Genomic DNA, 24,454 nt, shown 5'->3' with positions numbered 1-24,454 from the left:
TCAAGGGGATATGAGCGAATTTTACTTAGGTTATCGCTATAATCCCGCCGAACCCCTTATTGTTAGGGGCAATTATTGCGCGCATCTAGAGGGGCTCTATATCTCCTGCGGCGCGGTCTTCGTGGAACTGCTTTTCAAAGGCTGCAAAAGTCCCCGCAGCAATCGCCGCACGCATATCTGCCATAAGCTCCTGATAGTAATGCAGATTATGCCACGTCAGAAGCATCCCCGAAATCATTTCCTGTGAGCGGAACACATGATGCAGGTAAGCGCGGGAGTAATTTGAACACGCAGGACAAGCGCAAGCCTCGTCCAACGGGCGCGGATCATCGGCGTGGCGTGCGTTCTTAATGTTCACAACGCCGTGACGCGTAAACAGCTGTCCAGTGCGACCCGAACGGCTGGGTAAAACGCAATCCATCATGTCGATGCCGCGCGCCACAGCGCCCACGATATCGTCTGGCTTGCCAACCCCCATAAGATAACGAGGTCGATCAGTCGGAAGCATATCAGGTGCATATTCCAACACACCGAACATCGCCTCTTGGCCCTCTCCTACGGCCAATCCGCCAACGGCATATCCGTCAAACCCGATCTCGCGCAGCTTTTCGGCGCTTTCCGCGCGCAAATCACGCGTGACGCCGCCTTGCTGAATGCCAAACAACGCGTGTCCGGGGCGATCACCGAAAGCATCACGGCTCCGCTTGGCCCAACGCATGGACATCTGCATGGATTTCTCGACCTCGGCCTCACTCGCTGGAAGCGCGGGACATTCATCGAAACACATCACAATATCAGACCCGAGGAGCTTCTGAATCTCCATCGAACGTTCAGGCGTGAGCATGTGTTTAGAGCCATCAATATGGGACGAGAACTTCACGCCCTCCTCCGTCAACTTACGCAATCCCGCAAGGCTCATGACCTGAAAGCCGCCACTGTCGGTCAGGATCGGCTTGTCCCAGTTCATGAATTTATGCAGCCCGCCAAGACGATCAATCCGTTCCGCCGTAGGACGCAACATGAGGTGGTACGTGTTCCCCAAGAGTATGTCCGCCCCCGTCGCCGCTACGCTCTCGGGCAACATGGCCTTTACTGTCGCCGCTGTCCCAACTGGCATAAACGCAGGCGTGCGGATTTCACCGCGCGGCGTTGAGATTACGCCAGTACGGGCTTTGCCGTCGGTAGCTTTTAGATCGAATGCAAACTTTTGCGTCATTTGGGGCTCGTTTCAGTTTCGGATAGGTAGGAAATCGGACGAAGAATGCGCCTTGATAGGGAATTTGAGCGAGAATCCAAGCGAAAATCGCCCCTGCTACAACGTCAGGTCGCTGTGATTTGGTCCAGTTTGGCCGCACAAATGAAATCATTCTCTGAAAGTCCACCAATAGCGTGGGTCGTGAACTCTATCTCGCAGTATCCCCAACCGAACCGCACATCAGGGTGGTGCCCCTGCTGATCTGCCAGAAACGCCGCAGCATTCGCAATGTAGACGGGCTTGGCATACCCTTTGAATGAATATTTTCTGCGCAGGCTATTGCCATCACTGGAGAACTCCCAACCATCCGCAAGTTGCGCCAGCATGTCGCGGGCAACGTCTGTCGCCAAAGGATCACCGCCCTTTTCACAGGGGATACAGGCTTTGTCGCTCAATTCTTCGCTATCGCTCATCTTTTCCTCCAAAATTTCCGCAGGACATATTCCCAAGAGATGCGCCTCACCCTCTGGACGTTCACCCCGCTTATCCCTATATAATTGGTCAGCTATTCCACAAGAGGCCCAAAATGGACGCGACCCCACAATCCCAGATCGAAGGCGCACCTTTGATTAAACCATCTTCAAACGATCACGCGTTGTTCGACGACGTCGTGAACGCTTGCCGTACGGTATATGATCCCGAGATTCCGGTAAACATCTATGACTTGGGTTTGATTTACACGATTGAAATTTCTAAGGAAAACGACGTTAGCGTAATCATGTCCCTCACGGCGCCCGGCTGTCCGGTTGCTGGCGAAATGCCCGGATGGGTTGCCGAAGCTGTTGAAACCCTCCCCGGCGTGAAATCCGTCGAAGTGGACCTCACATGGGAGCCACCGTGGGGTATGGAAATGATGAGCGACGAAGCACGTCTTGAACTAGGCTTTATGTAGCCCCATCTCTGTGGCAAGATCATAACCCAAAGAGAGTTAAGGAAAATCATGTTCGGAACCCCAGGCAAACAAGCCGTAACGATGACACCAGCCGCGATCGCCCAGATCAAGCGCTTGATGGCGCGCGACGGGTCCGAAGGGTTGCGCATTGGCGTCAAGAAGGGCGGCTGTGCGGGCATGGAATACACGATGGAATACGTGTCCGAAATCAATCCCCACGACGAAGTCATCCGCGAGGATGGAGCCTGTGTGATGATTGCTCCGATGGCCCAGATGTTCCTATTTGGCACAGAGATCGATTATGCAACGTCGATGCTGGAATCGGGCTTCAAGTTCAACAACCCCAACGTTGTTGATGCCTGCGGCTGTGGTGAGTCGATCAAGTTCTCTGATGTGAACGAACTGGCTGCTCAGGGCTTGAACATTCCGACAAACTAGTCGCTCGCCCTTCCCAACCGTCAACGTATACGTTAGCTATCTCCTCGGCTCATCTTTTTGAATCGACTGGAGAACATCCGAATGCGTAGAAAACTCGCCGCTGGCAACTGGAAAATGAACGGAACGGAGGCGACGCTGTCTGAGCTTGCAGCACTGCAAACTCCAGCGGAAATCGATGTCCTGATTTGCCCGCCTAACACACTTATTTCGCGAGCAGCGTCCGCAAACGATAAGATCGCTCTTGGCGGACAAGACTGTCACAGAGCACAAAGCGGCGCGCATACGGGTGATATTTCGGCCGAGATGCTCGTGGATGCAGGCGCAAGCTATGTGCTGACGGGTCATTCGGAACGCCGCACAGATCACGGTGAAACCAACGAAATCGTCGCCGCAAAAACCCGCGCGGCATGGTCGCAGAACCTCGTGGCGGTTGTGTGCATTGGAGAAACCTTGGCAGAACGCGAGGCCGGCACGACGCTTGAAGTCATCGCACAGCAGCTCGCAGGTTCCGTGCCCGAAGACGCCACAGCGCAGAACACCGTAATCGCATATGAGCCCGTCTGGGCAATCGGAACCGGCTTGGTGCCAACGCTTGAGCAAATCGCCGAAGTACATGATTTTTTGCGCTCTGAGCTTAGCAAACGGTTCGGAGCTGAAATCGCAGAAGGCATACGTTTGCTATATGGCGGTTCGGTCAAACCGTCCAATGCCGAGAGTATCTTTGCGACATCTAACGTCGATGGTGCGCTGGTGGGTGGTGCATCGCTCAAAGCGGACGATTTCAACGGCATCATCAGTGCCTTGGCGTCCGCGTAATCCCGTCAGACACCATATCCTATATTGTGAGCAACTAACTCAAGCGTGCTTACCGCGCTTGAGGTTACTTTCCTCTATGCCCACTAAATGGCGTCGACGTTGCCTTAAGTCCTTCTGCAAACAGCCATCTCCCCTTGCCTCCCCCAGTCGCATTTGAAATGTTGCGCGGGTAACGACATGAGGCTTCCATGAAATCGCTCTCCCAATCCCCGACTGATCCCGAATTCGTCCAGAACCCCTACCCGTTTTATGAACGCGCCCGAACGCACGGCGACCTGTTTCACTGGCAGGAATATGACATGCCCTGCGCGCTTTCCTATGCGGCAGTAAACTCAATTTTGCGGGATCGTCGATTTGGCCGCGAAGTACCGCCCGAAATGGCCGTCACGCCCCCCGATCATCAGTCAGGCTTCTGGGCGATTGAGAACCACTCGATGCTTGAGCTGGAGCCTCCGCGCCACACGCGCTTGCGCGGACTTGTTCTGCGTGCATTCACCAGCCGCCGGATCGCAGCGCTACAACCCGAAATTGCGGCACTTGCCCACCAGCTTATCGACCAACTTCCCGAAGGCGATTTCAACCTTATCGAGCATTTCGCAGAGCCACTTCCTGTGATCATCATCGCACGCTTCCTTGGGGTTCCAGAGGAGCGTGCGCCTGATCTTCTCGCGTGGTCGCACGCCATCGTCGGCATGTACAAAGCAGGCCGCACCAAAGAAGACGAAATCGCCGCTTCGGATGCCGGAAAAGAGTTCGCAGCATTCCTGCGCGAGTATATTTCCTATCGCCGCGACAAGCCCGAAGACGACCTCATCACGCACTTGATCGCCGCCGAAGAAGACGGAGAGAAACTCTCCACCGACGAGCTGATCGCGACATGTGTTCTACTGCTGAATGCGGGCCACGAAGCGACCGTTCATACATTAGGAAATGGCCTTAAAGCATTGCTTGAGAACAAATATTCAGGCGAACAGGCAAGCCCAGAGAATGTTGAAAATACCGTAGAGGAAATCCTCCGCTACGATCCACCACTTCATATGTTCACCCGCTACGCGTATGAGGATATCGAGGTCGGAGATCATGTTTTCAAACGCGGCGATCAAGTCGCCTGTTTGCTTGCTGCGGCCAATCGCGATCCGTCACGCTGGGAAAATCCTGCGGAGTTCATCCCGCAACGTCCCAAGCAAGTGAACGCGAGTTTTGGCGCTGGCGCTCACTTCTGTATTGGTGCGCCGCTTGGACGGTTGGAACTCCAAACATCGCTGCCGATCCTGTTTGAGCGCCTCCCCAATCTGGCGCTCGCCGAGACACCCGAGTATGCGTCGATCTATCACTTCCGCGGGCTAAAGCGCCTGATGCTCTCGCGGTAAACTTTGCGTCACAAGACGCCGCCGAATTTGGCTCGATGCCATGTTCGGCGGCACGCTAGAGAGGCAGCATCGTCGTTGATTTGATCTGCTCCATCGACAAGAGCGCCGTGACGTTGAATATCCGCACCTCAGAGATCAACGCCTGATAGAACTCGTCATAGGCGCGCGCATTTTTCACCCGCACTTTGAGGATGTAATCAATCTCCCCTGCGAGGCGATGTGCCTCCTGAACTTCTGGCCGTTCCAGCAGCGCCTTGAGAAAACTCTTTTGCCATTCTTCCTCGTGCTCCGACGTGCGGATCAGTACAAAGAAACAAGCCTCAAATCCAAGTGCCTCCGCATCAAGCACAACGGTCTGCTGACCGATCACTTTGGCCTCTTTGAGTTTCTTGATCCGATTCCAAACCGGGGTCTTGGAACTGCCGACTTTTGTTGCGATTTCATCCAAAGATTGCGCAGCATCACGCTGCAACTCGCTAAGGATCTTCCTGTCTACATCATCCAGACGGACTGCCATCCCATTTCCCTCTTAATTTCAGAACCCACGTTCCATTCGCGCCGAATATCGGAACATTTTTCCTTATCTGCAACAGGGCATAGCGAATTACCAGAAAAATATTCTATATAGAGGGTCAGAAACAAGGAATTCCGACGTGGCGCTTCGATTTGGCGCAATTTGGTGACCCCACACGTTGATTATCAACAAGGAGCTTGAGTAATGGCCCGTGCCTTTACCCCAAAAGTTGTTACCGCCAATGAGCTGATTTCTGGCGATGTGGTGTATCTCACCGAAGCAGACACTTGGGCGAAATCCCATGCCGATGCCGAGCTCATCACTGATGAGGCACACGCAACTATCCGTCTGCTCCATGCTGAGTCCCAACCGAATGTGGTCGTTGGTGCGTATCTGGCCGATGCCGTTGCAAGCGACAACGGCCCTGCCCCTGTGCACTTTCGTGAAGAGTTCCGCTCAGTCGGTCCTTCCAACTATTTCCACGGCAAACAAGCGGAGAGCATCAATGTATAAGTACAACGATTTTGACGAAGCTTTCCTGCGCACACGCACGGCTCAATTTCGCAAACAAGTCGAGCGCCGCATCAACGGCAATCTGACCGAAGATGAGTTCAAGCCGCTTCGATTGATGAACGGTGTGTATCTACAGCTTCACGCTTACATGCTGCGTGTGGCTATTCCGTACGGCACGCTTAACTCCAAGCAAATGGACAAGCTCGCCTATATCGCCGAGAAGTGGGACAAGGGCTATGGCCACTTCACCACACGTCAGAACATCCAGTACAACTGGCCCAAGCTGTCTGATATCCCTGATATGCTGGACGCATTGGCCGATGTCGAGATGCACGCGAACCAGACTTCGGGCAACACAATCCGTAACGTGACCTCCGATCCATTCGCGGGCGCCGCCATTGACGAGATCGAAGACCCACGCCCCGTGGCAGAGCTTCTGCGTCAATGGTCGACTGACCACCCTGAGTTCCAATTCTTGGGCCGCAAGTTCAAGATCGCTGTTGGTGCAAGCAAAGCTGACCGCGCGGTCCTGAAATCGCACGATCTGGCCGTCAACATTGTTCAGAATGACGAAGGGCAAACCGGTTACCAAATTCTTGTCGGCGGTGGCTTGGGCCGTACGCCGATGGTTGGGAAGGTTCTAAATGAATTCCTGCCCCGCGAAGATTTGCTTCCATATGTCGAGGCGGTTCTTTCGGTCTATAACCTCTTGGGTCGTCGCGATAACAAGTACAAAGCGCGTATCAAGATCACCGTTCACGAAAACGGCCTTGATACAATCCGTGCACTTGTGGACGAGCGTTTCGCAGAACTACGCCCCGCATTTGCTGGCGGCGATCAAGAGTTGCTTGCCGAAATCTCTGAGTATTTCACCCCACCAGAATTCTCGGATGCGCCATACAAAGAGTATGACGAGGCGTATCAGTCCGATCCGGTATTTCGGGCATGGGCGGATACGAACCTCGCGCCGCACAAGCAGTCAAACTATGCCATCGCGACAATCTCGCTCAAGGCTCATGGTGAAACGCCGGGCGATGCTACAAGCGAGCAAATGCGCGTTCTGGCGCGTCTGGCGCGTGAATATGCGCATGATGAGCTGCGCATCAGTCACGAGCAAAACGTGATCCTGCCTCATGTTCACAAAAGCCACCTGCCCGCAATTCACGCCGAACTGCGCACTGTGGGGCTGGCCACTGCGAACATTGGCCTTATCTCGGACATCATCGCTTGCCCCGGGATGGACTACTGTGCCCTTGCAACGGCGCGCTCAATTCCAGTGGCGCAAAAGATCGCCGAGCGCTTTGACGAGCTGAAGCTTGAGCACGAGATCGGCGCGCTAAAAATCAAGATTTCGGGCTGCATCAACGCTTGTGGTCACCATCACGTTGGTCACATCGGGATCCTTGGCCTCGACCGTGCAGGCGTTGAGAACTATCAAATCACGCTAGGCGGAGACGGCACAGAGACAACCGTTATCGGCGAGCGCGCAGGTCCTGGATTTGCATATGATGAGATCGTTCCAGCGATTGAACGCTTGATCGAAGCCTATCTTAAGGTGCGCCTTGGCCATGACGAAACCTTCCTTGCGGCATATCGCCGTTTGGGAATGGTGCCGTTCAAGGACGCGCTCTATCCGGAGGCAGCGAAACGAAATGCGGCATGATCCATTGGACCTCTCGGTCTCAGAGCGCGTAGAGCAACTAAACGCGCGGTACGCACACCACGGCGCCACCGCAGTGCTTGAGCGTGCCCTGAGCGACCCGCAAGTTGGGCGTATCGGCTTGGTGTCTTCTTTTGGCGCCGAGTCCGTGGTGCTCTTGCACATGATTTCGATCATGGATCGCTCAACGCCTGTTGTGTTCATCGATACCGAGATGCTCTTTGCCGAAACGCTAGAGTACCAAATGGAGCTTTCCGACCGCCTAAAGCTAAGCAACGTCCAAATCATTCGCGCCAGTCAGGAACGCGTGGCAGAGATCGATCCGGACGGCACATTGCACCAACGCGATACGGATGCGTGCTGTGCGCTGCGCAAGACGCAGCCATTGCAACAGGCGCTAGAGCAGTTTGACGCATGGATTACAGGTCGCAAACGGTTTCAGGCCGGAACACGCGCGACACTCGATTTTTTTGAAAACGAAGAGGACAAACGCATCAAGGTTAATCCGCTCGCGCACTGGGCCCCAGAGGACCTGCGCGACTATATGGATAACAACCGCCTGCCGCGTCACCCACTAGTGGCCAAGGGTTACCCCTCGATCGGCTGTGCCCCCTGCACCAGCCCCGTAGCAGAGGGCGAAGACCCACGTTCGGGCCGCTGGCGTGGTCAGAACAAGGTCGAGTGCGGCATTCACTTTGTGGATGGCAAAATGGTGCGTGGACCTCTTCCAACGGAACAAACCTCGGTCTGATTGACCCAAGGAGAATACAAATGACAGTACTAATTACCGACGACGGGTTTGGCAAAGACGACTGGGTCGACGCATATATCACGCTTGAGGATCTACCGCTGAAGTCCGGCGCAACCAACGTTGCCGTTGACCTCGCAAGCGATACCGATCCAGCCGCACTTGAGGGCCACCTTGCGGATATCGATATGATCCGCGTTGATTTCCCTTCATTCGCAGATGGCCGCGGCTTTACCATTGCACGCCGCTTGCGGATCATGGGGTTTGGCGGACGCTTGCGTGCGAAGGGTCATGTAATCTCCGACCAATACGCGATGGCCCGCCGCGCTGGTTTTGACGAGGTCGAAATTTCGGATGAACTCGCAGCGCGCCAACCCGAAGAAGAGTGGGTTTTCCGTGCGAACTGGAAAGACCATGACTATCAGTCGCGGGTCCGTGCCTAGAATAGTCGGATTTTTTCCCTTATAGACCAAACACAGAGGGCAAAGCACCGCTTTGCGTATGAGTTATGAATGAACAGGTTCCCGTGACAGAAACATCTGCAACCCCCGCAAAACCCGTTAAGGCGCTCCCGAATGCACAGACGGTAACGGCTGTGAAACACTGGACAGACCGTCTGTTCTCGTTCCGCGTCACACGTCCGGATTCGCTTCGGTTCCGTTCGGGCGAGTTTGTCATGATCGGCCTGATGGGCGACAACGACAAGCCATTGCTGCGGGCGTATTCCATTGCATCCCCAAGCTGGGACGAAGAGCTAGAGTTTTACTCCATCAAGGTCCAAGACGGCCCCCTCACCAGCAAGTTGCAGCACCTTAAGGTCGGTGACGAGATCATCCTACGCCCCAAGCCCGTCGGGACATTGGTGCATGATGCCCTCTTGCCTGGAAAACGCGTGTACTTCTTTGCGACAGGTACGGGGATTGCACCTTTTGCCAGCCTGATCCGCGATCCGGAAACCTATGAAAAGTTTGACGAAGTCATCCTCACGCATACTTGTCGCGAAGTTGCCGACCTTGAATATGGCCGTCAGCTTGTTGAAAGCCTCGAGAATGACCCGCTTATCGGTGAAATCATCGACGGCAAGCTCAAGTACTACCCGACAACGACGCGCGAAGAGAGCCCCGTTATGGGCCGTATCACCGATCATCTGAAATCGGGCGAAATCTTTGAACGCCTTGGAATTCCAGCGCTTGACCCCGAAACAGATCGCGCGATGATTTGTGGTTCTATGGGGCTAAACAAGGATATCACAGCGATCCTTGAGGAAGCCGGTATGCGCGAGGGCGCCAACTCCGAGCCAAAGGAATTTGTTGTCGAGAAAGCTTTCGTCGGCTAGGCACCAAATCCCAGACACAAAAAAACGCCGCGAAGATAACTTCGCGGCGTTTTTGTTTTTACATACCTAGTGCAGTGCGTACCTGACTAAGTGCAGCGTCGAGCAACGCAGGATTCTCGCTTGCTGTCTGCACCGCTGTCTTAAGAGCGGATTTTTGCGCATCGTCCAAGCTTGAACCATCAATGATCCCATTGACCTGCTCAAGATTAAACCCGTCCACAGTAAGCGCTTGTGCTTCTGCTTCGGTTAGATCCGCGGCTGCTGCGGCTTCTTCTGTTGCAGACTCCGAAGTGCTGTCCATTGCTTCTTCGACCGCACCTTCAACAGCGTCTGCTGTACCAGTAGCTGCGCCGGTTACGGCGTCAGCTGCGTCACTTGCAGCGTCTCCAACAGCGTCTGCAGCTTCGGTTGCGGCATCAGTCGCAGCATCGGCTGCTTCTGTGGCTGCTTCACCAGCGGATTGCATTGCATCTTCTGTTGTTTCTACTGCTGTATCGGCTGCATCAGTTGCAGCTTCTTCTGTTGCTTCAACAGCATCTTCAGTTGCTTCTGCGGCCGAGTCAGCGGCTTCGCTCGCAGTCTCTTCAACTGCTTCGCCTGTGTCTTCGACGGCCTCTGAAACTGTGTCCGCCTCTTGCCCGGAAAAATAGGCATATCCCGCAAAACCTGCGACAACTAATACGATGATAATAATCCACGTTCTGTTCATAACAAAATCCTCTAATTGGACCAAACAATTGTCACATAGTACACTTGCGGGGATGTTTGTACCACCTCGGCAATATTTAGGACGAAGATTCTGGCCCAAGAACACCCGTCCTACGCTGTTCATGGGTTGAAAGAGCGCGTTGGCAAGATTAAGTTCGCCTCAGACATCATTAACGATCAAAGGAACGAAACCATAGCTCGCAAACCACACAACGCCCCGCCGCAACGCGAAACGGGCCCCCGTGTTAACGGACGCATCCGTGCTACTGAAATCCGCCTCATTGGCCCCAACGGTGAAAACGGTGGTGTCGTCACCCCTGCTCGCGCGATGGTTCTGGCCGAGGAAGCTGGATTGGATTTGGTTGAAATCTCGCCAAACGCAGTACCACCAGTTTGCAAGATCATGGACTTCGGCAAGTTCAAATACGAACAGCAGAAACGTGAAAACGAAGCACGCAAAAAGCAAAAGACCATCGAGATCAAAGAGGTCAAGTTCCGTCCGAACACGGATACCAATGACTATCAGGTCAAGATGCGCAACGTGCTTAAGTTCCTTGGCAATGGCGACAAAGTAAAAGTCAGCCTGCGCTTCCGCGGACGTGAAATGGCGCACCAAAACCTTGGTCGCGAACTTCTAGAGCGCGTCGCAGAGGACACCAAAGAATACGGCAAAGTTGAAAACATGCCGAAAATGGAAGGCCGCCAAATGATCATGATGATCGGCCCCCTCTCCAAATAAGTCTTTAACATGTTAAAAAGGCCTCCGAATTTCGGGGGCCTTTTTTTTTGTTTGTTCAAAGTTTGGTGGGAAAAGGCCCTCGAATACCGAGAGCCTTCCCTAGGCAGTCACCGCGCGCGCATCTGGGAGAATTGGCGCAGTAGCCCCTAGAACGTTGTGCGTACACCAACAACGATCGAGTTGTTGTGATCCTGAATACCACTCACACCATTGAGTGTGGCGTTATCGAACGCACGTGTGTGACGTACTTCGCCGAAGAAACCAACGGCTTCGTTAACATCATAACGAACACCAAGTGCTACACGACCACCAAGGCCGGAATCACTGTCTCCTGCGACTTCTGTTTGAAGCCAACCAAGACCGAGACCACCGTAGGCTGACAGGCTGCCGTTATCGTAGAAATTATAACGTGCCATGGCCAATGCAGAAGTTGTTTGCATGGAGTCACCACTCACCGAGTAATCACGCTCGGCTAGGCTCAGGTCCAAACCAAGTTCAAGACCGTTGTACAAACCCGAATGATATATAGCACCACCAAATTCAGTGCCCGAATCTACATCCTGATCCGTCGCGTCTACACCAAGAGAACCTTCAAATGATCCCCCGCCGTAGTATTCAACTGCCCAGTCTTGAGCGGTTGCTTGAGTTGCAGTTAGTCCAGCAATGCAAAGTGCTGTTACGGCTGCGATGCGCATAGAGATGCCTCCTAAAATGTTTTGTTCGGAAGGAGTTTTTTCCTTCGATAGACAAATAGGGTTGGCAAATTGGGTTACAAGCGGCGCCCATAAATGCTTGGGAAATGTCGGCAGGAATTGGCCCAAACCCCACATCAACGCGCGCGATTCCGCGCTCGGATCGTGAGGCGTTGTAACGATCCTCACATCCTAGACGTGAAAAACGCCCCAAGAAAACTCTTAGGGCGTTCATTTATTTACATTTTGACATTCAACAGGCTGTAACAGCTCTTCCTGTGAGAACTTTTACAAGATGCGCCCTATATTCTGCACTTCCGTGCATATCCGCGATCATTCCATCCGCCGGAACAGAAAGCCCCTCAAGGGCCTTGGCGCTAAAATCGGCGCTTAGTGCTTGCTCAGCTTCGCTCCAGCGGAACACGCCTTCTTCGGCAGCTCCGGTCACCGCAACACGCACGCCGTCCGCATATTTGGCAACAAACACACCGACCAGCGCAAACCGCGAAGCTGGCTGTACGAACTTCTGATAGTTTGCCGCCTTTGGGATCGGGAAGGACACGCCGGTTACGATCTCGCCCTCTTCCAGTGCTGTTTCGAACATTCCTTGAAAGTAATCGTCGGCTGCGATCTCGCGGGAATTGGTTTTGATCGTTGCCCCCGAACCAAGCGCCGCCGCAGGATAGCACGCAGAAGGGTCATTATTGGCAATACTACCACCAATAGTGCCGCGATTGCGCACAGCGGGATCACCAATCCCACCCGCAAGCGCCGCCAGCGCAGGATAGGCGGACGCGCCTTGCGCAACTTCGCCGTGGGTTGCGCCACCGCCAACTGTTACCACACCATCAGAAGCGGACACGCCCTTCATCTCGGCAATACCTGACAGGCTTACCAGAACTTCGGGCGCGGCCAGACGTTGCTTGAGCGTGGGGATCAGCGTCTGTCCGCCACCCAACGCCTGCGCCTCGTCGTTTTTGAGCGCCTCCACCGCTTCGGCGATGGTTGTGGGGCGTTCGATATCAAATGCATACATAGCTTCTCTCCTAGTTCTGCATCGCCTGCCAAACGCGCGAAGGCGTCAGCGGCATGTCAATGTGTGTGACGTCCTTGCCGCCACGTTGCAACGCGTCAATCACGGCATTCACCACGGACGGTGGCGACCCAATCGCGCCCGCTTCGCCACAGCCTTTCACCCCAAGCGGGTTGTGCGTACAGGGTGTTCCGTCCGAATGATCCACCGAATACATCGGCAAGTCATCCGCACGCGGCATGGCATAATCCATATATGACGCCGACAAGAGCTGTCCGTCATCATCATAGATGGCTCCTTCAAGAAGCGCCTGACCAACACCTTGGCCGATGCCCCCGTGAACCTGACCGTCGACGATCATAGGGTTGATAATATTGCCAAAATCATCTGCGGCCGAGAACCGATCGATGGTGACTTTGCCCGTTTCGGGATCAACCTCAACTTCACAGGCATAGGCACCAGCAGGATAAGTAAAGTTGGCGGGATCGTAGAATGCTGTCTCCTCCAGACCGGGTTCAAGATCCTCAACAGGGAAGCTATGTGGCACATATGCCTTGAGCGCCACATCCCCCCAAGCGACGGATTTATCGGTTCCGACAACGCTGAACTTACCGTCCTTTAGTTCGATGTCTGTGTCGGAGGCCTCTAGCATATGAGCCGCGATTTTCTTGGCCTTGTTGATGATTTTCTCGGTCGCGCGGACCATTGCCGACCCACAGACAGCAAGACTGCGAGAGCCATAAGTCCCCATTCCAAAAGGAATTTTGGAGGTATCGCCATGCACAATGTCGATTGTTTCTGCATCGATTCCGATCATGTCCGCCACAACCTGAGCAAAGGCGGTTTCGTGCCCCTGCCCGTGACTATGCGCGCCAACCATAACCGAGAGGTTGCCCGTTGGGTTCACGCGCACTGTCGAAGCATCATAGAGCCCGACCCGTGCGCCCAGAACACCAACGAGGTTACTTGGCGCAATCCCACATGCCTCGATATAGCTATTGATTCCAAAGCCCCGCAACTTACCGTTCTTGGCGGATTCCGCGGCGCGTGCTTCAAATCCAGCGCGGTCGGAAAGCTTAAGGACCTTATCCATCGTCGCATCATAATCGCCAATGTCATATTCCAGACCCACGGGCGTGGTATACGGGAACTGATCCGGCTGTATATAGTTCTTGCGACGAATATCAACGGGATCAATCTTAAGTTCGCGCGCGCATTTATCGATGACACGCTCAAGCGAGTAAGTCGCCTCTGGCCGTCCCGCTCCGCGATACGCATCGACGGGAACCGTATTGGTGAACACCGCTTTGACGTTCACATAAACATTCGGGACTTTGTAGTTCCCTGCCATCAGCGTGCCGTGCAGGAATGTCGGCGTCACAGTGGCAAAGTTCGACAAATAGGCACCGACGTTTGCAAGCGTTTCGGTACGCACAGCGATAAAGGTACCGTCCTTCTCGGTCGCCAATTCAATTTTGGTGACGTGATCGCGGCCATGGGCGTCCGTCAGGAAGGCCTCAGAGCGATCTGCGGTCCAACGCACGGGGCGCGCAAGCTTTTTGGCGGCGGCAAGGACCAGCGCCTCTTCACCATAATGGTAGATTTTTGAGCCAAACCCGCCCCCAACATCAGGAGCCACAACAGTCAGCTTGTTTTCAGGGATTCCCATCACAAATGCCGACACCAAAAGGCGCGTCAAATGCGGGTTTTGACTGGTGGTGAAGAGGTTATAGTCCTCTGTCCCCGGATTATAATCCCCGATCGAGCAGCGCGGCTCCATAGCATTCGGAACCAGCCGATTGTTCACCAACTCAAGGGTTGTGACGTGCGGCGCATTCTTGATGGCTTCGTCCACGGCCGCACGGTTTTCTTCGACCCAGCCCCAATCGTAACAAAGGTTATCATCGATTTCGTCATGCACACGATTATCGGCGTTCGCGACTGCATTGCGCATATTCACGATTGCGGGCAGCTCTTCGATATCGGCCTCAATGGCCTCTGCTGCGTCCCGCGCTTGCTGATATGTTTCGGCAATCACCGCCGCGTAGGCATCACCAACATGACGCACTTTTCCGTGGGCCAAGACTGGTCGCTTTGGCTCTCGCATTGGGGTTCCGTCGCGGCTCTCGATATACCAACCGGCGGGATTGCCGCCGACCTCTATGAAATCCTCTCCTGTGAAAATCGCCAGAACGCCGGGCATGGCCTCTGCTTTAGATGTATCAATGCTCTTGATCTTACCATGGGCAACATTTGAGCGCGCAAACACCGCATGGCATTGTTTTTGCAGTGCAATATCGTCGGTATACTGTCCTAATCCCTTAAGAAATCGAATATCTTCACGCCGTTTTGTGCTGGCGCCGATGCCTCCGTCTTTTGGCATATTAACCTCCCTAAATACTGATTGGTGCGCACAAGCCTCCTCCGCCCATGCTTCTGCGACAATTAGCTGGCAGCAGCCGCCTGAATGGCTTTCACAATGTTGTGGTAGCCCGTGCAGCGACAGATATTGCCCTCTAGGTATTCACGAATTTCGGTTTCGCTCGGGTTTGCATTTTCCTTGAGTAGAGCGGCCGTGGACATAACCATCCCCGGCGTACAAAAACCGCACTGAAGCCCATGGTGCTCCTGAAATGCCGCCTGAATTTTGCTCAGGCTACCGTCAGGGTTGGCCATTCCTTCGATAGTCGTAACTTCGGCATCTGCGGCTTCTAGGGCAAACATGGTGCAGGATTTCACGGCCTTGCCGTTCACATGCACGACACACGCGCCACACTGGCTTGTGTCACACCCGATATGCGTTCCCGTTAGCCCCTGACTCTCGCGCAGGAATTGCGACAATAACGTGCGCCCTTCGACCTCTGCTTCTGCTGGCTTGCCGTTTACCGACATGCTGACTTTCGCCATTGGTAGTTCCTCCCGTTTAGTATCTCTTCAAACGAACCGCGTGCCGCTTGGTCTGGTATGTGAAAATTACGTGGTTTATGGCAGTACGCAAATTTATCTCATTATTTGAGCGCCCTAGGTTGTGGTCTTGAGGCAATTTCCTTGAGCAATCCCCCGACGCCCATGCGCGCGATGTCAGTTTGGGACACTTCGACCCCACAAAGCAAGCGTTCCATAACCCAATCAGCACCATTAAGTGCAGGAGAGCGCGCGCACCCTGGTAATCCGATCACCGGCTTGTTGCCCAATACTCCAAAAAACAAGAGGTTTCCGGGGTCTACGGGCATTCCAAACGCGGTAATTTCACCGCCCGCGGCCAAAAGTGCCGCTGGGGCCGTATCGCGAATATCTGACGTGGCCGAGGCCGTCAAAATGAGCACCACCTCGCCCTGCGCCGAGCGAATAGCTTCGCTCAGTTCGTCTATGTCGTGCGACACAACATCCTGTCCTGTCAATTCAATGCCCAGCGCGGCTAAGCGTTTTTGGGTCGAGGAAAGTCCTTTGGCAGCGTCACTCTCGCCAATTACGGTCTGGATGAGCGTTGCTGTCCTGTATTTGGCCTGTCGCAGGCCCAGCGCCTCTCGGGCCATGTCACAGGCGCGTGTAACGTCCTTTTCGGCGACGCCGTAGGATATGATCTTGACCGTGGCCACCATCCCCCCCTCGATCATCCGTGCAAATGGTGCAACGGTTGCAACGGTGATCATCGGGTGGATCAGGTTGAGCGCTTCGATCGCTTCGGCGTCAATCTCGGCGATGCCTGCGCATTCAGCGAGAATATTCACACGGCCCGTCGCCGCATTTGTACAGCGAAGGCCGCTGTCCCTTGCGGTGATTGCTTCGGCAATGCTGGAGGCTGCGGCGTTCTCCTCGATATCACCGTCCTCTAGCTGGGCGACGACGACCTCTGTGATCCCTGCGTTGCGCAACTGGTCGAGAGCCGAAGAACCGAGAACCTTCCCCTTGCGCATCCGGCCCTCTTTCAGCGGAACTGAGTGAGCCAATATCCCGCCCAGCGCTTCGCTCAATGGAACAGAGCCAAACTTCATGCGCCTTGCCTCAGGACGCGTGTAACCTCTGCCATAATCGAAATTGCAATCTCGGCGGGTGATTTCGCACCGATGCTAAGTCCGATTGGCCCGTGGATGCGGGCAAGCGCTTCGGCGTCGAACCCCTCCTCCTCAAGGCGAGTCAGCCGCTTCGCGTGTGTGCGGGTGGAGCCAAGACAGCCGATATAGAACGCCTTCGACTTGAGCGCAGTAATGATTGCGGGGTCATCTATCTTGGGATCATGCGAGAGGGTGATAACCGCTGTACGGGTATCTATGCCCCAATTCTCTAGCGCCTCATCCGGCCACGCTTCATTCTCGATCTGTTCATCGGGAAAGCGTTCTTCTGTGGCAAAGGCCGCGCGCGGGTCGATGATGATCGGATCATAGCCAACCGCCCGCGCCATCCCAACGAGTGGCTGTGCAATATGAACAGCACCGATGACTGCCATCCGAAGCGGTGGATTATGTAGCCCGACAAAGGTCACGCCGTCCTCTTCAAACCCTGAGCGGTCTGCGCGAAAACGTTCTGGGTGGCGGTCACTCCCCGTAAGGGTAACGGTTCCCGCTTCGGTATTAACAACATAGGCTACGGGGATGCGCTGTTTCCGCTTGGCACACAACTCTTCCAGAATTTCGAGAGGGAGCGCGGACCCCACGGGTTCTACCATCACCCTTATGCGTCCCCCACACGCAAGCCCCACAGCAAAGGCCGCATCATCCGAGACACCGAACTCAAGGATGCGTCGCTTTCCGTCCTCTAGCGCATCTAGCGCCTCGGTCACAACGGCCCCCTCGACACATCCGCCAGAGACAGACCCCGCGATGCCTGCCTCTCCTGAAATAGCGAGCTGACTTCCAACAGGTCGCGGAGCGGAACCCCACGTTTCAACCACAGTCGCAAGTACAGAGCCAATTCCTTCGCGATGCCAAGCCAAAGCTGTTTCCGGAATGTTATCAAAGCTATGGGTCATGTCGCGTTTTCCTGTGTCTGGCCTCGATAAGGCGGAGTCTATCAAATGCGAGCTGCGCCACAATCTCTATTCTTGCCTGAGAAGCGCAAGCATGCGCGCTTGCTCTCCGCTATCTGCGGGGGTGTTTAGTGCCTCGGCCAACCCTTCGAGCGAAGCTATGTTATGCCCAGTGCGGAAGCTGTCTACATGCGGAAGCATTGCCGCCACTCCCCGCGCTTTGGGCGCAAAGCCATCGTACCTTAGCAAAGGGTTAAGCCATATCAATTGCCGCGCGGACAGGTGAAGGCGCTCCATTTCTTTCTCAAGCACGTCGGGCGGGCCACAATCGAGACCGTCACTCACAAGAATAACAACTGCTCCTTGCCCTAACACACGTCTGGACCAGTCACGGTTAAACGCGTGCAAACATTCTCCGATCTTGGTCCCTCCTTCCCAATCTTGTGCCTCTGCACCCGCAAGGGCGAGTGCGGCATCCACATCACGTTTGGCGAGGTGGCGCGTTATGTTGGTAAGCGATGTACCAAAGGTAAAGCCATAGACCTTGGCCCACCCCGCCCCGCGCTGATTGGCAACCGCATGTAGGAAATGCAGAACAGCGCGAGAGTATTGGCTCATTGACCCAGAGATATCACATAGCACAACCAAATTTGGCCAGCGTTCGCGCGGCTTCTTTTGGGCAAGTGTCTGGATTTCGCCACCTGTGCGCATTGCCCGACGCATGGTTGCTTGCCAGTCCGCCATACGACCACGCGGATGTCCGAATGAACGACGGGATTTTAGCGGCTGTATAGGCAGGTGAAGCTTTGCAAGCATACGTTTCGCTTCTTCCATCTCTGCGATACTCATCTGCTCAAAATCCAACCGACGCAGTACCTCCTCCGCCGACGCGGTACGGCGCGCGTCTATCTCGATCTCTGTATCGGTGATCGAATTCTCTGGCAGCTCGGGCGCGGCAGCAGGCAAAAGCGCCTCCGCCCCGCGTTTTTCGGCGGCAGCGGCGCGGCGTTCTTCTTGTACCCCGCGTACAGCAGGCAGCAGCATCGACATCATATGCTCAAGAAACGAAGGGTCGCGCCAGAACAGGCGAAAGACCTGTGCAAACACAACGCGGTGCTCGGGCTTACTCACAAACACGGCATGAAGGACCCAGTAGAAATCCTCTTTGCGGGTAAACCCCGTGGCCTCTACGGCGCGAATGGCTTCTATGACACGGCTGGGCCCGACGGGAATTCCCGCTCGGCGCAATGCGCGCGCGAAATGGGTTATGTTGTCAACAAGCTTCCCTTCCGCGGGAATTTCGAGGGGATGAAATTCAGCCATGGAAATCCGCGTCTCTGTGCGCTAGGCCATGGGTATGAGTACTGAAAACACGACACTGCCCAATGGTTGGGAACTTCCCGTCAACCCCAAAGCTCTCGAAGATGAGTTGCGCGCGGAACTGGCCACGGATCACCCATTGTTTGAACGTGAAGCACGCGCCATAGCACAGAGCGCCGAAAGCGACGAAGCTGTCTTTTCCTTTAAGGGAACACCCGACTTCATCGCTGTTGTTGCCCTTACGTGGGAAGAAGCGCCGATCAAAGGGCACCCCGAATTCGAACAGATTCCAGACCTTGCTGCCCTTGACGGGTTCTTCGACTAGGGTTCTCACGCCGCCCCCAACTCTGCCCTTGCTGCCTTCAAGATGTTCGCGGCCTCGCCGTGCTGCATTTTCTGGATGTCGTCCTGATATTTCAGAACAGCCCCAAGCGTGTCGGCAATAACTTCGGGACTTAGGGCAACCGCATCTAGCGCAAGCAGGCATTTCGCCCAGTCTATTGTTTCTGCCACTCCTGGTTTCTTGAACAAATCCTGTTTGCGCAACTCCTGAACAAACGCAACAACCTCGCGAGAGAGCGACGCACTTGCCTCTGGCGCTTGTGCGTTCACGATTTCAAGTTCTCGGTCGAAATCGGGGTAATCCACCCAATGGTACAGGCAGCGACGTTTTAGGGCGTCGTGGACCTCGCGAGTTCTATTGGACGTAAGGATCACAATCGGCGGCTCACTTGCCTTGATTGTACCAAGCTCGGGGATCGTTACCTGAAAGTCGGATAACGCCTCTAGCAGGAATGCCTCGAAGGGTTCGTCCGTGCGATCCAATTCGTCAATCAACAGAACGGGCGGCCCTTCGGAATGTGGGCGCATGGCCTCTAGCAATGGCCGCTCAATGAGGTAATCCTCCCCGAACAACTCCTTTGTCAGATCGCTCCGATCTGCACCGCCCGCCGCTTCTGCGGTGCGAATAGCGATCATCTGTGCGGCGAAGTTCCACTCATATACCGCCGAGCTTGCATCAAGCCCCTCGTAACATTGCAAACGGATCAGCTTGCGCCCAAGGGACGCGGCGATGGCTTTGGCGATCTCGGTCTTCCCCACACCCGCCTCACCTTCCAGAAACAGTGGCCGCCCAAGCGAAAGCGCCAAGTACACCACCGTCGCAAGGTCCCTCCCACAGACGTATCCCTGTTCGGACAAAAGCTCTTGAACGGCATCGATTGAATTTGGCTGGGTCATGACTGCTCCCTTTGGTTGACCCATTGCTGCAAATCACCTGCCATAGGTCAAGGTCTTTCCCATACGCGTCCCAGATTAGAATTTGTCTCGGATGGAATTGCGCTTTCCTTTGGGCTTCGTTACCGATTGGGCATCACAATCTCGCAGGAGGAATTCATGCAGCAACTCACCGGTAAAAACGCACCCGATCTGGGAACATTCGATTGGGAAGATCCCTTTCGTCTCTCAGACCAATTAAGCGAAGAAGAACAAATGCTTCGCGACGGCGCACGCGATTTTGCCCAAGACAAGCTGCAACCCCGCATCATTGATGCGTACCGCGAAGAACAGACAGATCCAGAGATTTTCGCGATGATGGGCGAGTCGGGCCTCTTGGGCGTTACGATCCCAGAGGACTTGGGCGGCTTGGGCGCTGGCTATGTTTCTTATGGCCTCGTTGCGCGCGAAGTTGAACGCGTTGATTCTGGTTATCGCTCGATGATGTCGGTTCAGAGCAGCCTCGTTATGTACCCGATTTACGCTTACGGATCGCCCGAGCAGCACAAGAAATACCTCCCCGGCCTTGCGGCAGGTACACTCATCGGGTGTTTTGGCCTGACGGAACCGGACGCGGGCTCTGATCCCGGCGGCATGAAAACCCGTGCCGAGAAAATCGACGGCGGTTATCGCATTACCGGCAACAAGATGTGGATATCAAACAGCCCCATCGCAGATGTCTTTGTTGTTTGGGCAAAGTCCGACGCACACGAAGGGAAAATCCGCGGTTTTATCATTGAGAAAGGCATGAAGGGCCTCTCGGCTCCGAAAATCGCGGGCAAGCTTTCGCTTCGCGCCTCGATCACGGGTGAAATCGTAATGCAGGGTGTAGAAGTTGGCGAAGACGCACTCCTTCCGAACATTCAGGGCCTCAAGGGGCCTTTCGGCTGTTTGAACCGTGCGCGCTACGGCATCAGTTGGGGTGTTCTGGGCGCAGCAGAGTATTGCTGGCACGCGGCGCGTCAGTACGGTCTTGATCGGCACCAATTTAACCGCCCATTGGCGCAAACCCAGCTCTTTCAGAAGAAATTGGCGGATATGCAGACTGAAATCACCCTTGGTCTACAAGGATCGCTGCGCGTTGGGCGTTTGATGGATGAAGCAAAGGCCGCGCCAGAAATGATCTCGATGATGAAGCGTAACAACTGTGGCAAGGCGCTGGGTATCGCTCGTATGGCGCGTGATATGCACGGCGGGAATGGTATCTCCGAAGAATTCCAAGTCATGCGCCACATGGTTAACCTCGAGACCGTCAATACCTATGAGGGAACCCATGATGTTCACGCGCTCATTCTTGGACGTGCACAGACAGGCTTGCAGGCGTTCTTTTAATGCAAAAATAGCGTCTTAGACGGAAAAAACTGCGCATGGGCCTGAAACCATTTTGGCCTATGCGCACAGCCTGTTACACCTGCGGCATGAAGTTTACCGCTGTTCTGACTGTTCGTGACGAAGCTGCCTTCCTACTGGAATGGATAGCGCATCATCATGCTATCGGCTTTACAGATTTTCTGGTCTTTTCAAATGATTGCTCGGATGGCACTGATGCCATGCTCGACCGTTTGGCAGAGTTGGGAATGCTTACGCATGTTCCCAATCCAGGGCCCTATGCAGCGGCGGGCATACAGTGGACCGCGCTAAAGCAAGCCGACAAGCACCCGCTCGTGCGCGGCGCAAATTGGCTTATGTGCATCGACATCGACGAATTTGTGAACATTCACACAGGCGACGGTACGCTCTCGGCATTGCTTGACGCTCTCCCACAGGCAACGGCGATCCCGCTCACATGGCGGCTGTTTGGCAACGCAGGCGTGGATGAATATATCGACGCCCCCATTACCGAACAGTTCCAACAGGCCGCGCCAGCGGTGCTGCATTGGCCGTGGCGGGCGGCGATGTTCAAGACACTTTTCAAGAACGACGGTATCTATGGCAAAATGGGTGTACACCGTCCGCGCAGCCCGGATAAATCCCGTTTGGATGAAGTTATCTGGATGGATACGCGCGGCCAAGAGATCCGAGACCCCGCGATCAAGACACGCCGACTGTTTAGCAGTTTCGGACGCGACAACTATCCCTTGGCACAGCTAAATCACTATGCGCTTGGCGCAAAGCAAAGCTATGTAATGAAACGTGCCCGTGGGCGGGTGAACCGTGCGGACGCCGGATTGGGTATGGACTATTGGGTGGAGCGCAATTTCAACCAATCCCATGACAACAGCATATTGCGCCATAAGGATAAATCCGCCCCTATTCTTTCCGAACTGCGCGCCGACCCGACGCTCTCCAAGCTCCACGAACAAGCTGTTGCATGGCGTAAGTCGACCTTTGAAACTCTCCTCCGCGAAGAGGAAAATCGCGCGATTTACGGACGACTGCTGATGACGCCGCCTAGTGAGCCGATCGCGCCCTCAAAGGCCAAAGAACTGATGTCTTACCGCATCGGCGCCAAGAAGCAGAACACGCCCGAATAGTTAGCCAAACGCCTCCTTAAAATACCTATCTTCCATCCCAATTTTGCCCAAATTGGCTGGGAAAAGCGGGTATTGAAAATACCTCCGTATGAGCCCACACTCATATGGAACGAGTAAAGGTCTTGAAATGGCGTTAAGTGGTGCCCAAAATTTGAACGAGAACACGCGTCTTTGGCTTGAAAAGCTAGAGCAAGAAGGACAGGAACGCGGATATTTTGAACCACTTGGCGATCAACACTCCGCAATTCTAACCGAGGCTGGCCCCGTTTTGATCGTCACATTCGAGTCAATTCGTGGCATTCATTGCAAATCCCTCACAGCCGAACCGCTCGGATTTCGGATGACCGCCGCGAATGGCTATTCCAACCTATGTATTCTGGCGCATTCGAACACATGGTATCGCGACCCCGATGTCTATGCCTATTTTGACCGCCTGATTGACGAAGGGTTCTTTGAGAATTTTGATCAGGTTGTATTTTTTGGCGAAGGCATGGGCGGCTATGGCGCGACGGCCTTCTCGATTGCGGCTCCTGATGCAACTGTCTTGGCCATTCAACCGCAAGCAACATTAGATCCCGCAGTTGTCCCTTGGGACAGGCGGTTTGTCGGGCAACGCCGTCGGAATTTCACAGATCGTTACGGCTATGCCCCTGATATGGTGGCCGAAACAGAGCGGGCATTCATCATCTTTGACCCCGAAGAAGATATGGACGCAATGCACGCGACCCTTTTCAATAGCGCTAATGTCCAGAAGCTTCGCTGCCCTAACCTAGGAAACGCTATTCTCAAGAGCTTTGAGGAAATGGACATCCTCCAGCCATTGATTGAAGCAGCATGTACGGGCGATATGGACGCTCAGGATTTCTTTGAACTCTACCGCGCACGTCTAAGCCATGGACCCTACTTGCGAGCGCTTCTGCAGCGCCTTCAGGACGATGATCGCTTACTGCTCGCCGCAGCGCTTTGTCGTGGCGCACAACAGAGCGCAGACAGCGCTTATTTCAAGAAGCACCTCACCCAAATTCGTGCATTTCTGGGTGAAACGGCCAATTCCGCCTAACCCAACAAGCCACCCTGTTCAACAATGAACGCGGCAACATCATCTACACCTTTGCCGGATTTAAGCGCCGCCATAACGAATGGCCTCTCTCGGCGCGCTTGTGTTGCATCCGATTCAAGCTGCGCCAGATCAACGCCGACATATGGCGCCAAGTCGACTTTATTCACGATCAACAGGTCACTACGGGTAAGTCCCGGCCCCTTCTTGCGCGGGATATCCTGACCAGCGGCGGTATCAATGACATAGAGCGTTAAATCCGCAAGCTCTGGCGAAAACGTTGCCGCCAGATTATCGCCGCCGCTTTCGATCAGCACGACATCAAGATCAGGGAAGGCTTCGGAGAGGTCCGCGACTGCGGCAAGGTTTATGCTTGCGTCCTCTCGGATCGCTGTGTGTGGACAGCCGCCCGTTTCGACCCCGCGAATGCGCGCTTCGGGAAGGACTTGCGCCCTGACCAAGGCATCCGCATCCTCGCGCGTGTAAATGTCGTTGGTGATGACGGCGACGGAATATTTCTCTGCTAAGGCACGGCAGAGCTGCTCGGTCAGCGTCGTTTTGCCCGCGCCCACCGGTCCACCGATTCCAACGCGAAGAGGACCATTCTTAGATGGCATTTTGCGGCTCCTTTTGGGTCGTCATTCTACT

General features: G+C 54.6%; 27 protein-coding genes. 14 read left to right on the top strand and 13 right to left on the bottom strand.

What is annotated here, in order from left to right; translation table 11 throughout:
• Positions 1 to 85 precede the first annotated feature (85 nt).
• Positions 86 to 1,216, bottom strand: a complete 1,131-nt coding sequence (tgt, locus tag ACFE33_RS07470) for a tRNA guanosine(34) transglycosylase Tgt (protein WP_380058574.1) — start codon at positions 1,214 to 1,216, stop codon at positions 86 to 88.
• Between the two features lie 104 nt (positions 1,217 to 1,320).
• Positions 1,321 to 1,668, bottom strand: coding sequence for a 4a-hydroxytetrahydrobiopterin dehydratase (locus ACFE33_RS07465; RefSeq protein ID WP_380058572.1), 348 nt, complete (start codon positions 1,666 to 1,668; stop codon positions 1,321 to 1,323).
• A gap of 113 nt (positions 1,669 to 1,781) precedes the next feature.
• On the opposite strand from ACFE33_RS07465, the gene ACFE33_RS07460 reads away from it, so the two are divergent.
• The 4 genes from ACFE33_RS07460 (at position 1,782) to ACFE33_RS07445 (ending at position 4,771) form a co-directional block, all read left to right on the top strand.
• Complete coding sequence (locus ACFE33_RS07460) at positions 1,782 to 2,147, top strand: SUF system Fe-S cluster assembly protein (protein ID WP_380058570.1); 366 nt, start codon at positions 1,782 to 1,784, stop codon at positions 2,145 to 2,147.
• Positions 2,148 to 2,195: 48 nt separating this feature from the next.
• The gene (locus ACFE33_RS07455; RefSeq protein WP_380058568.1) at positions 2,196 to 2,585 is read left to right on the top strand and encodes a HesB/IscA family protein; all 390 of its coding nucleotides are present in this window, start codon (positions 2,196 to 2,198) and stop codon (positions 2,583 to 2,585) included.
• An 81-nt stretch (positions 2,586 to 2,666) separates the two neighbouring features.
• On the top strand, positions 2,667 to 3,401 hold the full coding sequence (gene tpiA / locus ACFE33_RS07450; RefSeq protein WP_380058566.1) for a triose-phosphate isomerase: 735 nt from the start codon (positions 2,667 to 2,669) through the stop codon (positions 3,399 to 3,401).
• A 188-nt stretch (positions 3,402 to 3,589) separates the two neighbouring features.
• Positions 3,590 to 4,771 (top strand): cytochrome P450, encoded by a 1,182-nt coding sequence (locus ACFE33_RS07445; protein WP_380058564.1) that lies wholly within the window; start codon positions 3,590 to 3,592, stop codon positions 4,769 to 4,771.
• 55 nt (positions 4,772 to 4,826) lie between these two features.
• Here ACFE33_RS07445 and ACFE33_RS07440 read toward each other — a convergent pair whose 3' ends face one another.
• Positions 4,827 to 5,288 carry an Lrp/AsnC family transcriptional regulator gene (locus tag ACFE33_RS07440; RefSeq protein ID WP_380058562.1) on the bottom strand — a complete coding sequence of 154 codons (462 nt, stop codon included), beginning with the start codon at positions 5,286 to 5,288 and terminating at the stop codon, positions 4,827 to 4,829.
• 201 nt (positions 5,289 to 5,489) lie between these two features.
• On the opposite strand from ACFE33_RS07440, the gene ACFE33_RS07435 reads away from it, so the two are divergent.
• The 5 genes from ACFE33_RS07435 (at position 5,490) to ACFE33_RS07415 (ending at position 9,542) form a co-directional block, all read left to right on the top strand.
• Positions 5,490 to 5,798 carry a DUF2849 domain-containing protein gene (locus tag ACFE33_RS07435; RefSeq protein WP_380058560.1) on the top strand — a complete coding sequence of 103 codons (309 nt, stop codon included), beginning with the start codon at positions 5,490 to 5,492 and terminating at the stop codon, positions 5,796 to 5,798.
• Complete coding sequence (locus tag ACFE33_RS07430) at positions 5,791 to 7,461, top strand: nitrite/sulfite reductase (RefSeq protein ID WP_380058558.1); 1,671 nt, start codon at positions 5,791 to 5,793, stop codon at positions 7,459 to 7,461. The genes ACFE33_RS07435 and ACFE33_RS07430 overlap by 8 nt, the downstream gene beginning before the upstream one ends.
• Entirely contained in the window at positions 7,451 to 8,209 is a 759-nt protein-coding gene (locus ACFE33_RS07425; protein ID WP_380058556.1) for a phosphoadenylyl-sulfate reductase, read from the top strand. Before ACFE33_RS07430 ends, ACFE33_RS07425 begins: the two co-directional genes overlap by 11 nt.
• A 20-nt stretch (positions 8,210 to 8,229) precedes the next feature.
• A complete protein-coding gene (locus ACFE33_RS07420) occupies positions 8,230 to 8,649 on the top strand; it encodes a DUF934 domain-containing protein (protein WP_380058554.1) in 420 nt (139 codons plus the stop codon).
• Positions 8,650 to 8,714: 65 nt separating this feature from the next.
• Positions 8,715 to 9,542 carry a ferredoxin--NADP reductase gene (locus ACFE33_RS07415; protein WP_380058552.1) on the top strand — a complete coding sequence of 276 codons (828 nt, stop codon included), beginning with the start codon at positions 8,715 to 8,717 and terminating at the stop codon, positions 9,540 to 9,542.
• Positions 9,543 to 9,600: 58 nt separating this feature from the next.
• On the opposite strand, the gene ACFE33_RS07410 is transcribed toward ACFE33_RS07415, so the two are convergent.
• Positions 9,601 to 10,251 carry a translation initiation factor 3 gene (locus ACFE33_RS07410; RefSeq protein ID WP_380058551.1) on the bottom strand — a complete coding sequence of 217 codons (651 nt, stop codon included), beginning with the start codon at positions 10,249 to 10,251 and terminating at the stop codon, positions 9,601 to 9,603.
• 192 nt (positions 10,252 to 10,443) lie between these two features.
• Here ACFE33_RS07410 and infC point away from each other — a divergent pair, with 192 nt between their 5' ends.
• Positions 10,444 to 10,989, top strand: a complete 546-nt coding sequence (gene infC, locus ACFE33_RS07405) for a translation initiation factor IF-3 (protein WP_380058676.1) — start codon at positions 10,444 to 10,446, stop codon at positions 10,987 to 10,989.
• 146 nt (positions 10,990 to 11,135) lie between these two features.
• On the opposite strand, the gene ACFE33_RS07400 is transcribed toward infC, so the two are convergent.
• From ACFE33_RS07400 to ACFE33_RS07370, 7 genes are all read right to left on the bottom strand, one after another.
• Positions 11,136 to 11,684 carry a porin family protein gene (locus ACFE33_RS07400; protein WP_380058550.1) on the bottom strand — a complete coding sequence of 183 codons (549 nt, stop codon included), beginning with the start codon at positions 11,682 to 11,684 and terminating at the stop codon, positions 11,136 to 11,138.
• Between the two features lie 250 nt (positions 11,685 to 11,934).
• On the bottom strand, positions 11,935 to 12,717 hold the full coding sequence (locus tag ACFE33_RS07395) for an FAD binding domain-containing protein (protein WP_380058548.1): 783 nt from the start codon (positions 12,715 to 12,717) through the stop codon (positions 11,935 to 11,937).
• A 10-nt stretch (positions 12,718 to 12,727) separates the two neighbouring features.
• Positions 12,728 to 15,097: a xanthine dehydrogenase family protein molybdopterin-binding subunit gene (locus tag ACFE33_RS07390; protein ID WP_380058546.1), complete on the bottom strand. Its 2,370-nt coding sequence runs from the start codon at positions 15,095 to 15,097 to the stop codon at positions 12,728 to 12,730.
• Between the two features lie 62 nt (positions 15,098 to 15,159).
• Positions 15,160 to 15,621 carry a (2Fe-2S)-binding protein gene (locus tag ACFE33_RS07385; RefSeq protein ID WP_380058544.1) on the bottom strand — a complete coding sequence of 154 codons (462 nt, stop codon included), beginning with the start codon at positions 15,619 to 15,621 and terminating at the stop codon, positions 15,160 to 15,162.
• A gap of 101 nt (positions 15,622 to 15,722) precedes the next feature.
• Positions 15,723 to 16,709 (bottom strand): molybdopterin-binding protein, encoded by a 987-nt coding sequence (locus tag ACFE33_RS07380; RefSeq protein ID WP_380058542.1) that lies wholly within the window; start codon positions 16,707 to 16,709, stop codon positions 15,723 to 15,725.
• Positions 16,706 to 17,683 (bottom strand): XdhC family protein, encoded by a 978-nt coding sequence (locus tag ACFE33_RS07375; RefSeq protein WP_380058540.1) that lies wholly within the window; start codon positions 17,681 to 17,683, stop codon positions 16,706 to 16,708. The genes ACFE33_RS07380 and ACFE33_RS07375 overlap by 4 nt, the downstream gene beginning before the upstream one ends.
• A gap of 66 nt (positions 17,684 to 17,749) precedes the next feature.
• Positions 17,750 to 19,003, bottom strand: coding sequence for a VWA domain-containing protein (locus ACFE33_RS07370; RefSeq protein ID WP_380058538.1), 1,254 nt, complete (start codon positions 19,001 to 19,003; stop codon positions 17,750 to 17,752).
• Positions 19,004 to 19,037: 34 nt separating this feature from the next.
• On the opposite strand from ACFE33_RS07370, the gene ACFE33_RS07365 reads away from it, so the two are divergent.
• Positions 19,038 to 19,325: a hypothetical protein gene (locus ACFE33_RS07365; RefSeq protein ID WP_380058536.1), complete on the top strand. Its 288-nt coding sequence runs from the start codon at positions 19,038 to 19,040 to the stop codon at positions 19,323 to 19,325.
• Positions 19,326 to 19,330: 5 nt separating this feature from the next.
• On the opposite strand, the gene ACFE33_RS07360 is transcribed toward ACFE33_RS07365, so the two are convergent.
• Entirely contained in the window at positions 19,331 to 20,239 is a 909-nt protein-coding gene (locus tag ACFE33_RS07360) for an AAA family ATPase (protein ID WP_380058535.1), read from the bottom strand.
• A gap of 156 nt (positions 20,240 to 20,395) precedes the next feature.
• Here ACFE33_RS07360 and ACFE33_RS07355 point away from each other — a divergent pair, with 156 nt between their 5' ends.
• The 3 genes from ACFE33_RS07355 to ACFE33_RS07345 all read left to right on the top strand — a co-directional run bounded on the left by ACFE33_RS07355 (position 20,396) and on the right by ACFE33_RS07345 (position 23,809).
• On the top strand, positions 20,396 to 21,607 hold the full coding sequence (locus tag ACFE33_RS07355) for an acyl-CoA dehydrogenase (RefSeq protein ID WP_380058534.1): 1,212 nt from the start codon (positions 20,396 to 20,398) through the stop codon (positions 21,605 to 21,607).
• Between the two features lie 86 nt (positions 21,608 to 21,693).
• Complete coding sequence (locus tag ACFE33_RS07350; RefSeq protein WP_380058532.1) at positions 21,694 to 22,749, top strand: glycosyltransferase family 2 protein; 1,056 nt, start codon at positions 21,694 to 21,696, stop codon at positions 22,747 to 22,749.
• A 151-nt stretch (positions 22,750 to 22,900) separates the two neighbouring features.
• On the top strand, positions 22,901 to 23,809 hold the full coding sequence (locus tag ACFE33_RS07345) for a phosphoadenosine phosphosulfate reductase (protein WP_380058530.1): 909 nt from the start codon (positions 22,901 to 22,903) through the stop codon (positions 23,807 to 23,809).
• Here ACFE33_RS07345 and ureG read toward each other — a convergent pair.
• Positions 23,806 to 24,423: an urease accessory protein UreG gene (gene ureG, locus ACFE33_RS07340; protein ID WP_380058528.1), complete on the bottom strand. Its 618-nt coding sequence runs from the start codon at positions 24,421 to 24,423 to the stop codon at positions 23,806 to 23,808. The two genes, ACFE33_RS07345 and ureG, sit on opposite strands and share 4 nt — an antisense overlap.
• Positions 24,424 to 24,454: the final 31 nt, after the last annotated feature.

Origin of the sequence: Falsihalocynthiibacter sp. SS001 (assembly GCF_042445055.1) — a bacterium.
GTDB lineage: Bacteria > Pseudomonadota > Alphaproteobacteria > Rhodobacterales > Rhodobacteraceae > Falsihalocynthiibacter.
The sequence above is the reverse complement of the archived record's forward strand: the minus strand, read 5'-3'. Positions and strand labels throughout refer to the sequence as shown.

Excerpts from the sequence above, each read along its gene's own strand:
- tgt (WP_380058574.1), bottom strand. The coding sequence starts at position 1,216 with ATGACGCAAAAGTTTGCATTCGATCTAAAAGCTACCGACGGCAAAGCC.
- ACFE33_RS07465 (WP_380058572.1), bottom strand. The coding sequence starts at position 1,668 with ATGAGCGATAGCGAAGAATTGAGCGACAAAGCCTGTATCCCCTGTGAA.
- ACFE33_RS07460 (WP_380058570.1), top strand. The coding sequence starts at position 1,782 with ATGGACGCGACCCCACAATCCCAGATCGAAGGCGCACCTTTGATTAAA.
- ACFE33_RS07455 (WP_380058568.1), top strand. The coding sequence starts at position 2,196 with ATGTTCGGAACCCCAGGCAAACAAGCCGTAACGATGACACCAGCCGCG.
- tpiA (WP_380058566.1), top strand. The coding sequence starts at position 2,667 with ATGCGTAGAAAACTCGCCGCTGGCAACTGGAAAATGAACGGAACGGAG.
- ACFE33_RS07445 (WP_380058564.1), top strand. The coding sequence starts at position 3,590 with ATGAAATCGCTCTCCCAATCCCCGACTGATCCCGAATTCGTCCAGAAC.
- ACFE33_RS07440 (WP_380058562.1), bottom strand. The coding sequence starts at position 5,288 with ATGGCAGTCCGTCTGGATGATGTAGACAGGAAGATCCTTAGCGAGTTG.
- ACFE33_RS07435 (WP_380058560.1), top strand. The coding sequence starts at position 5,490 with ATGGCCCGTGCCTTTACCCCAAAAGTTGTTACCGCCAATGAGCTGATT.
- ACFE33_RS07430 (WP_380058558.1), top strand. The coding sequence starts at position 5,791 with ATGTATAAGTACAACGATTTTGACGAAGCTTTCCTGCGCACACGCACG.
- ACFE33_RS07425 (WP_380058556.1), top strand. The coding sequence starts at position 7,451 with ATGCGGCATGATCCATTGGACCTCTCGGTCTCAGAGCGCGTAGAGCAA.
- ACFE33_RS07420 (WP_380058554.1), top strand. The coding sequence starts at position 8,230 with ATGACAGTACTAATTACCGACGACGGGTTTGGCAAAGACGACTGGGTC.
- ACFE33_RS07415 (WP_380058552.1), top strand. The coding sequence starts at position 8,715 with ATGAATGAACAGGTTCCCGTGACAGAAACATCTGCAACCCCCGCAAAA.
- ACFE33_RS07410 (WP_380058551.1), bottom strand. The coding sequence starts at position 10,251 with ATGAACAGAACGTGGATTATTATCATCGTATTAGTTGTCGCAGGTTTT.
- ACFE33_RS07400 (WP_380058550.1), bottom strand. The coding sequence starts at position 11,684 with ATGCGCATCGCAGCCGTAACAGCACTTTGCATTGCTGGACTAACTGCA.
- ACFE33_RS07395 (WP_380058548.1), bottom strand. The coding sequence starts at position 12,717 with ATGTATGCATTTGATATCGAACGCCCCACAACCATCGCCGAAGCGGTG.
- ACFE33_RS07390 (WP_380058546.1), bottom strand. The coding sequence starts at position 15,097 with ATGCCAAAAGACGGAGGCATCGGCGCCAGCACAAAACGGCGTGAAGAT.
- ACFE33_RS07385 (WP_380058544.1), bottom strand. The coding sequence starts at position 15,621 with ATGGCGAAAGTCAGCATGTCGGTAAACGGCAAGCCAGCAGAAGCAGAG.
- ACFE33_RS07380 (WP_380058542.1), bottom strand. The coding sequence starts at position 16,709 with ATGAAGTTTGGCTCTGTTCCATTGAGCGAAGCGCTGGGCGGGATATTG.
- ACFE33_RS07375 (WP_380058540.1), bottom strand. The coding sequence starts at position 17,683 with ATGACCCATAGCTTTGATAACATTCCGGAAACAGCTTTGGCTTGGCAT.
- ACFE33_RS07370 (WP_380058538.1), bottom strand. The coding sequence starts at position 19,003 with ATGGCTGAATTTCATCCCCTCGAAATTCCCGCGGAAGGGAAGCTTGTT.
- ACFE33_RS07365 (WP_380058536.1), top strand. The coding sequence starts at position 19,038 with ATGAGTACTGAAAACACGACACTGCCCAATGGTTGGGAACTTCCCGTC.
- ACFE33_RS07360 (WP_380058535.1), bottom strand. The coding sequence starts at position 20,239 with ATGACCCAGCCAAATTCAATCGATGCCGTTCAAGAGCTTTTGTCCGAA.
- ACFE33_RS07355 (WP_380058534.1), top strand. The coding sequence starts at position 20,396 with ATGCAGCAACTCACCGGTAAAAACGCACCCGATCTGGGAACATTCGAT.
- ACFE33_RS07350 (WP_380058532.1), top strand. The coding sequence starts at position 21,694 with ATGAAGTTTACCGCTGTTCTGACTGTTCGTGACGAAGCTGCCTTCCTA.
- ureG (WP_380058528.1), bottom strand. The coding sequence starts at position 24,423 with ATGCCATCTAAGAATGGTCCTCTTCGCGTTGGAATCGGTGGACCGGTG.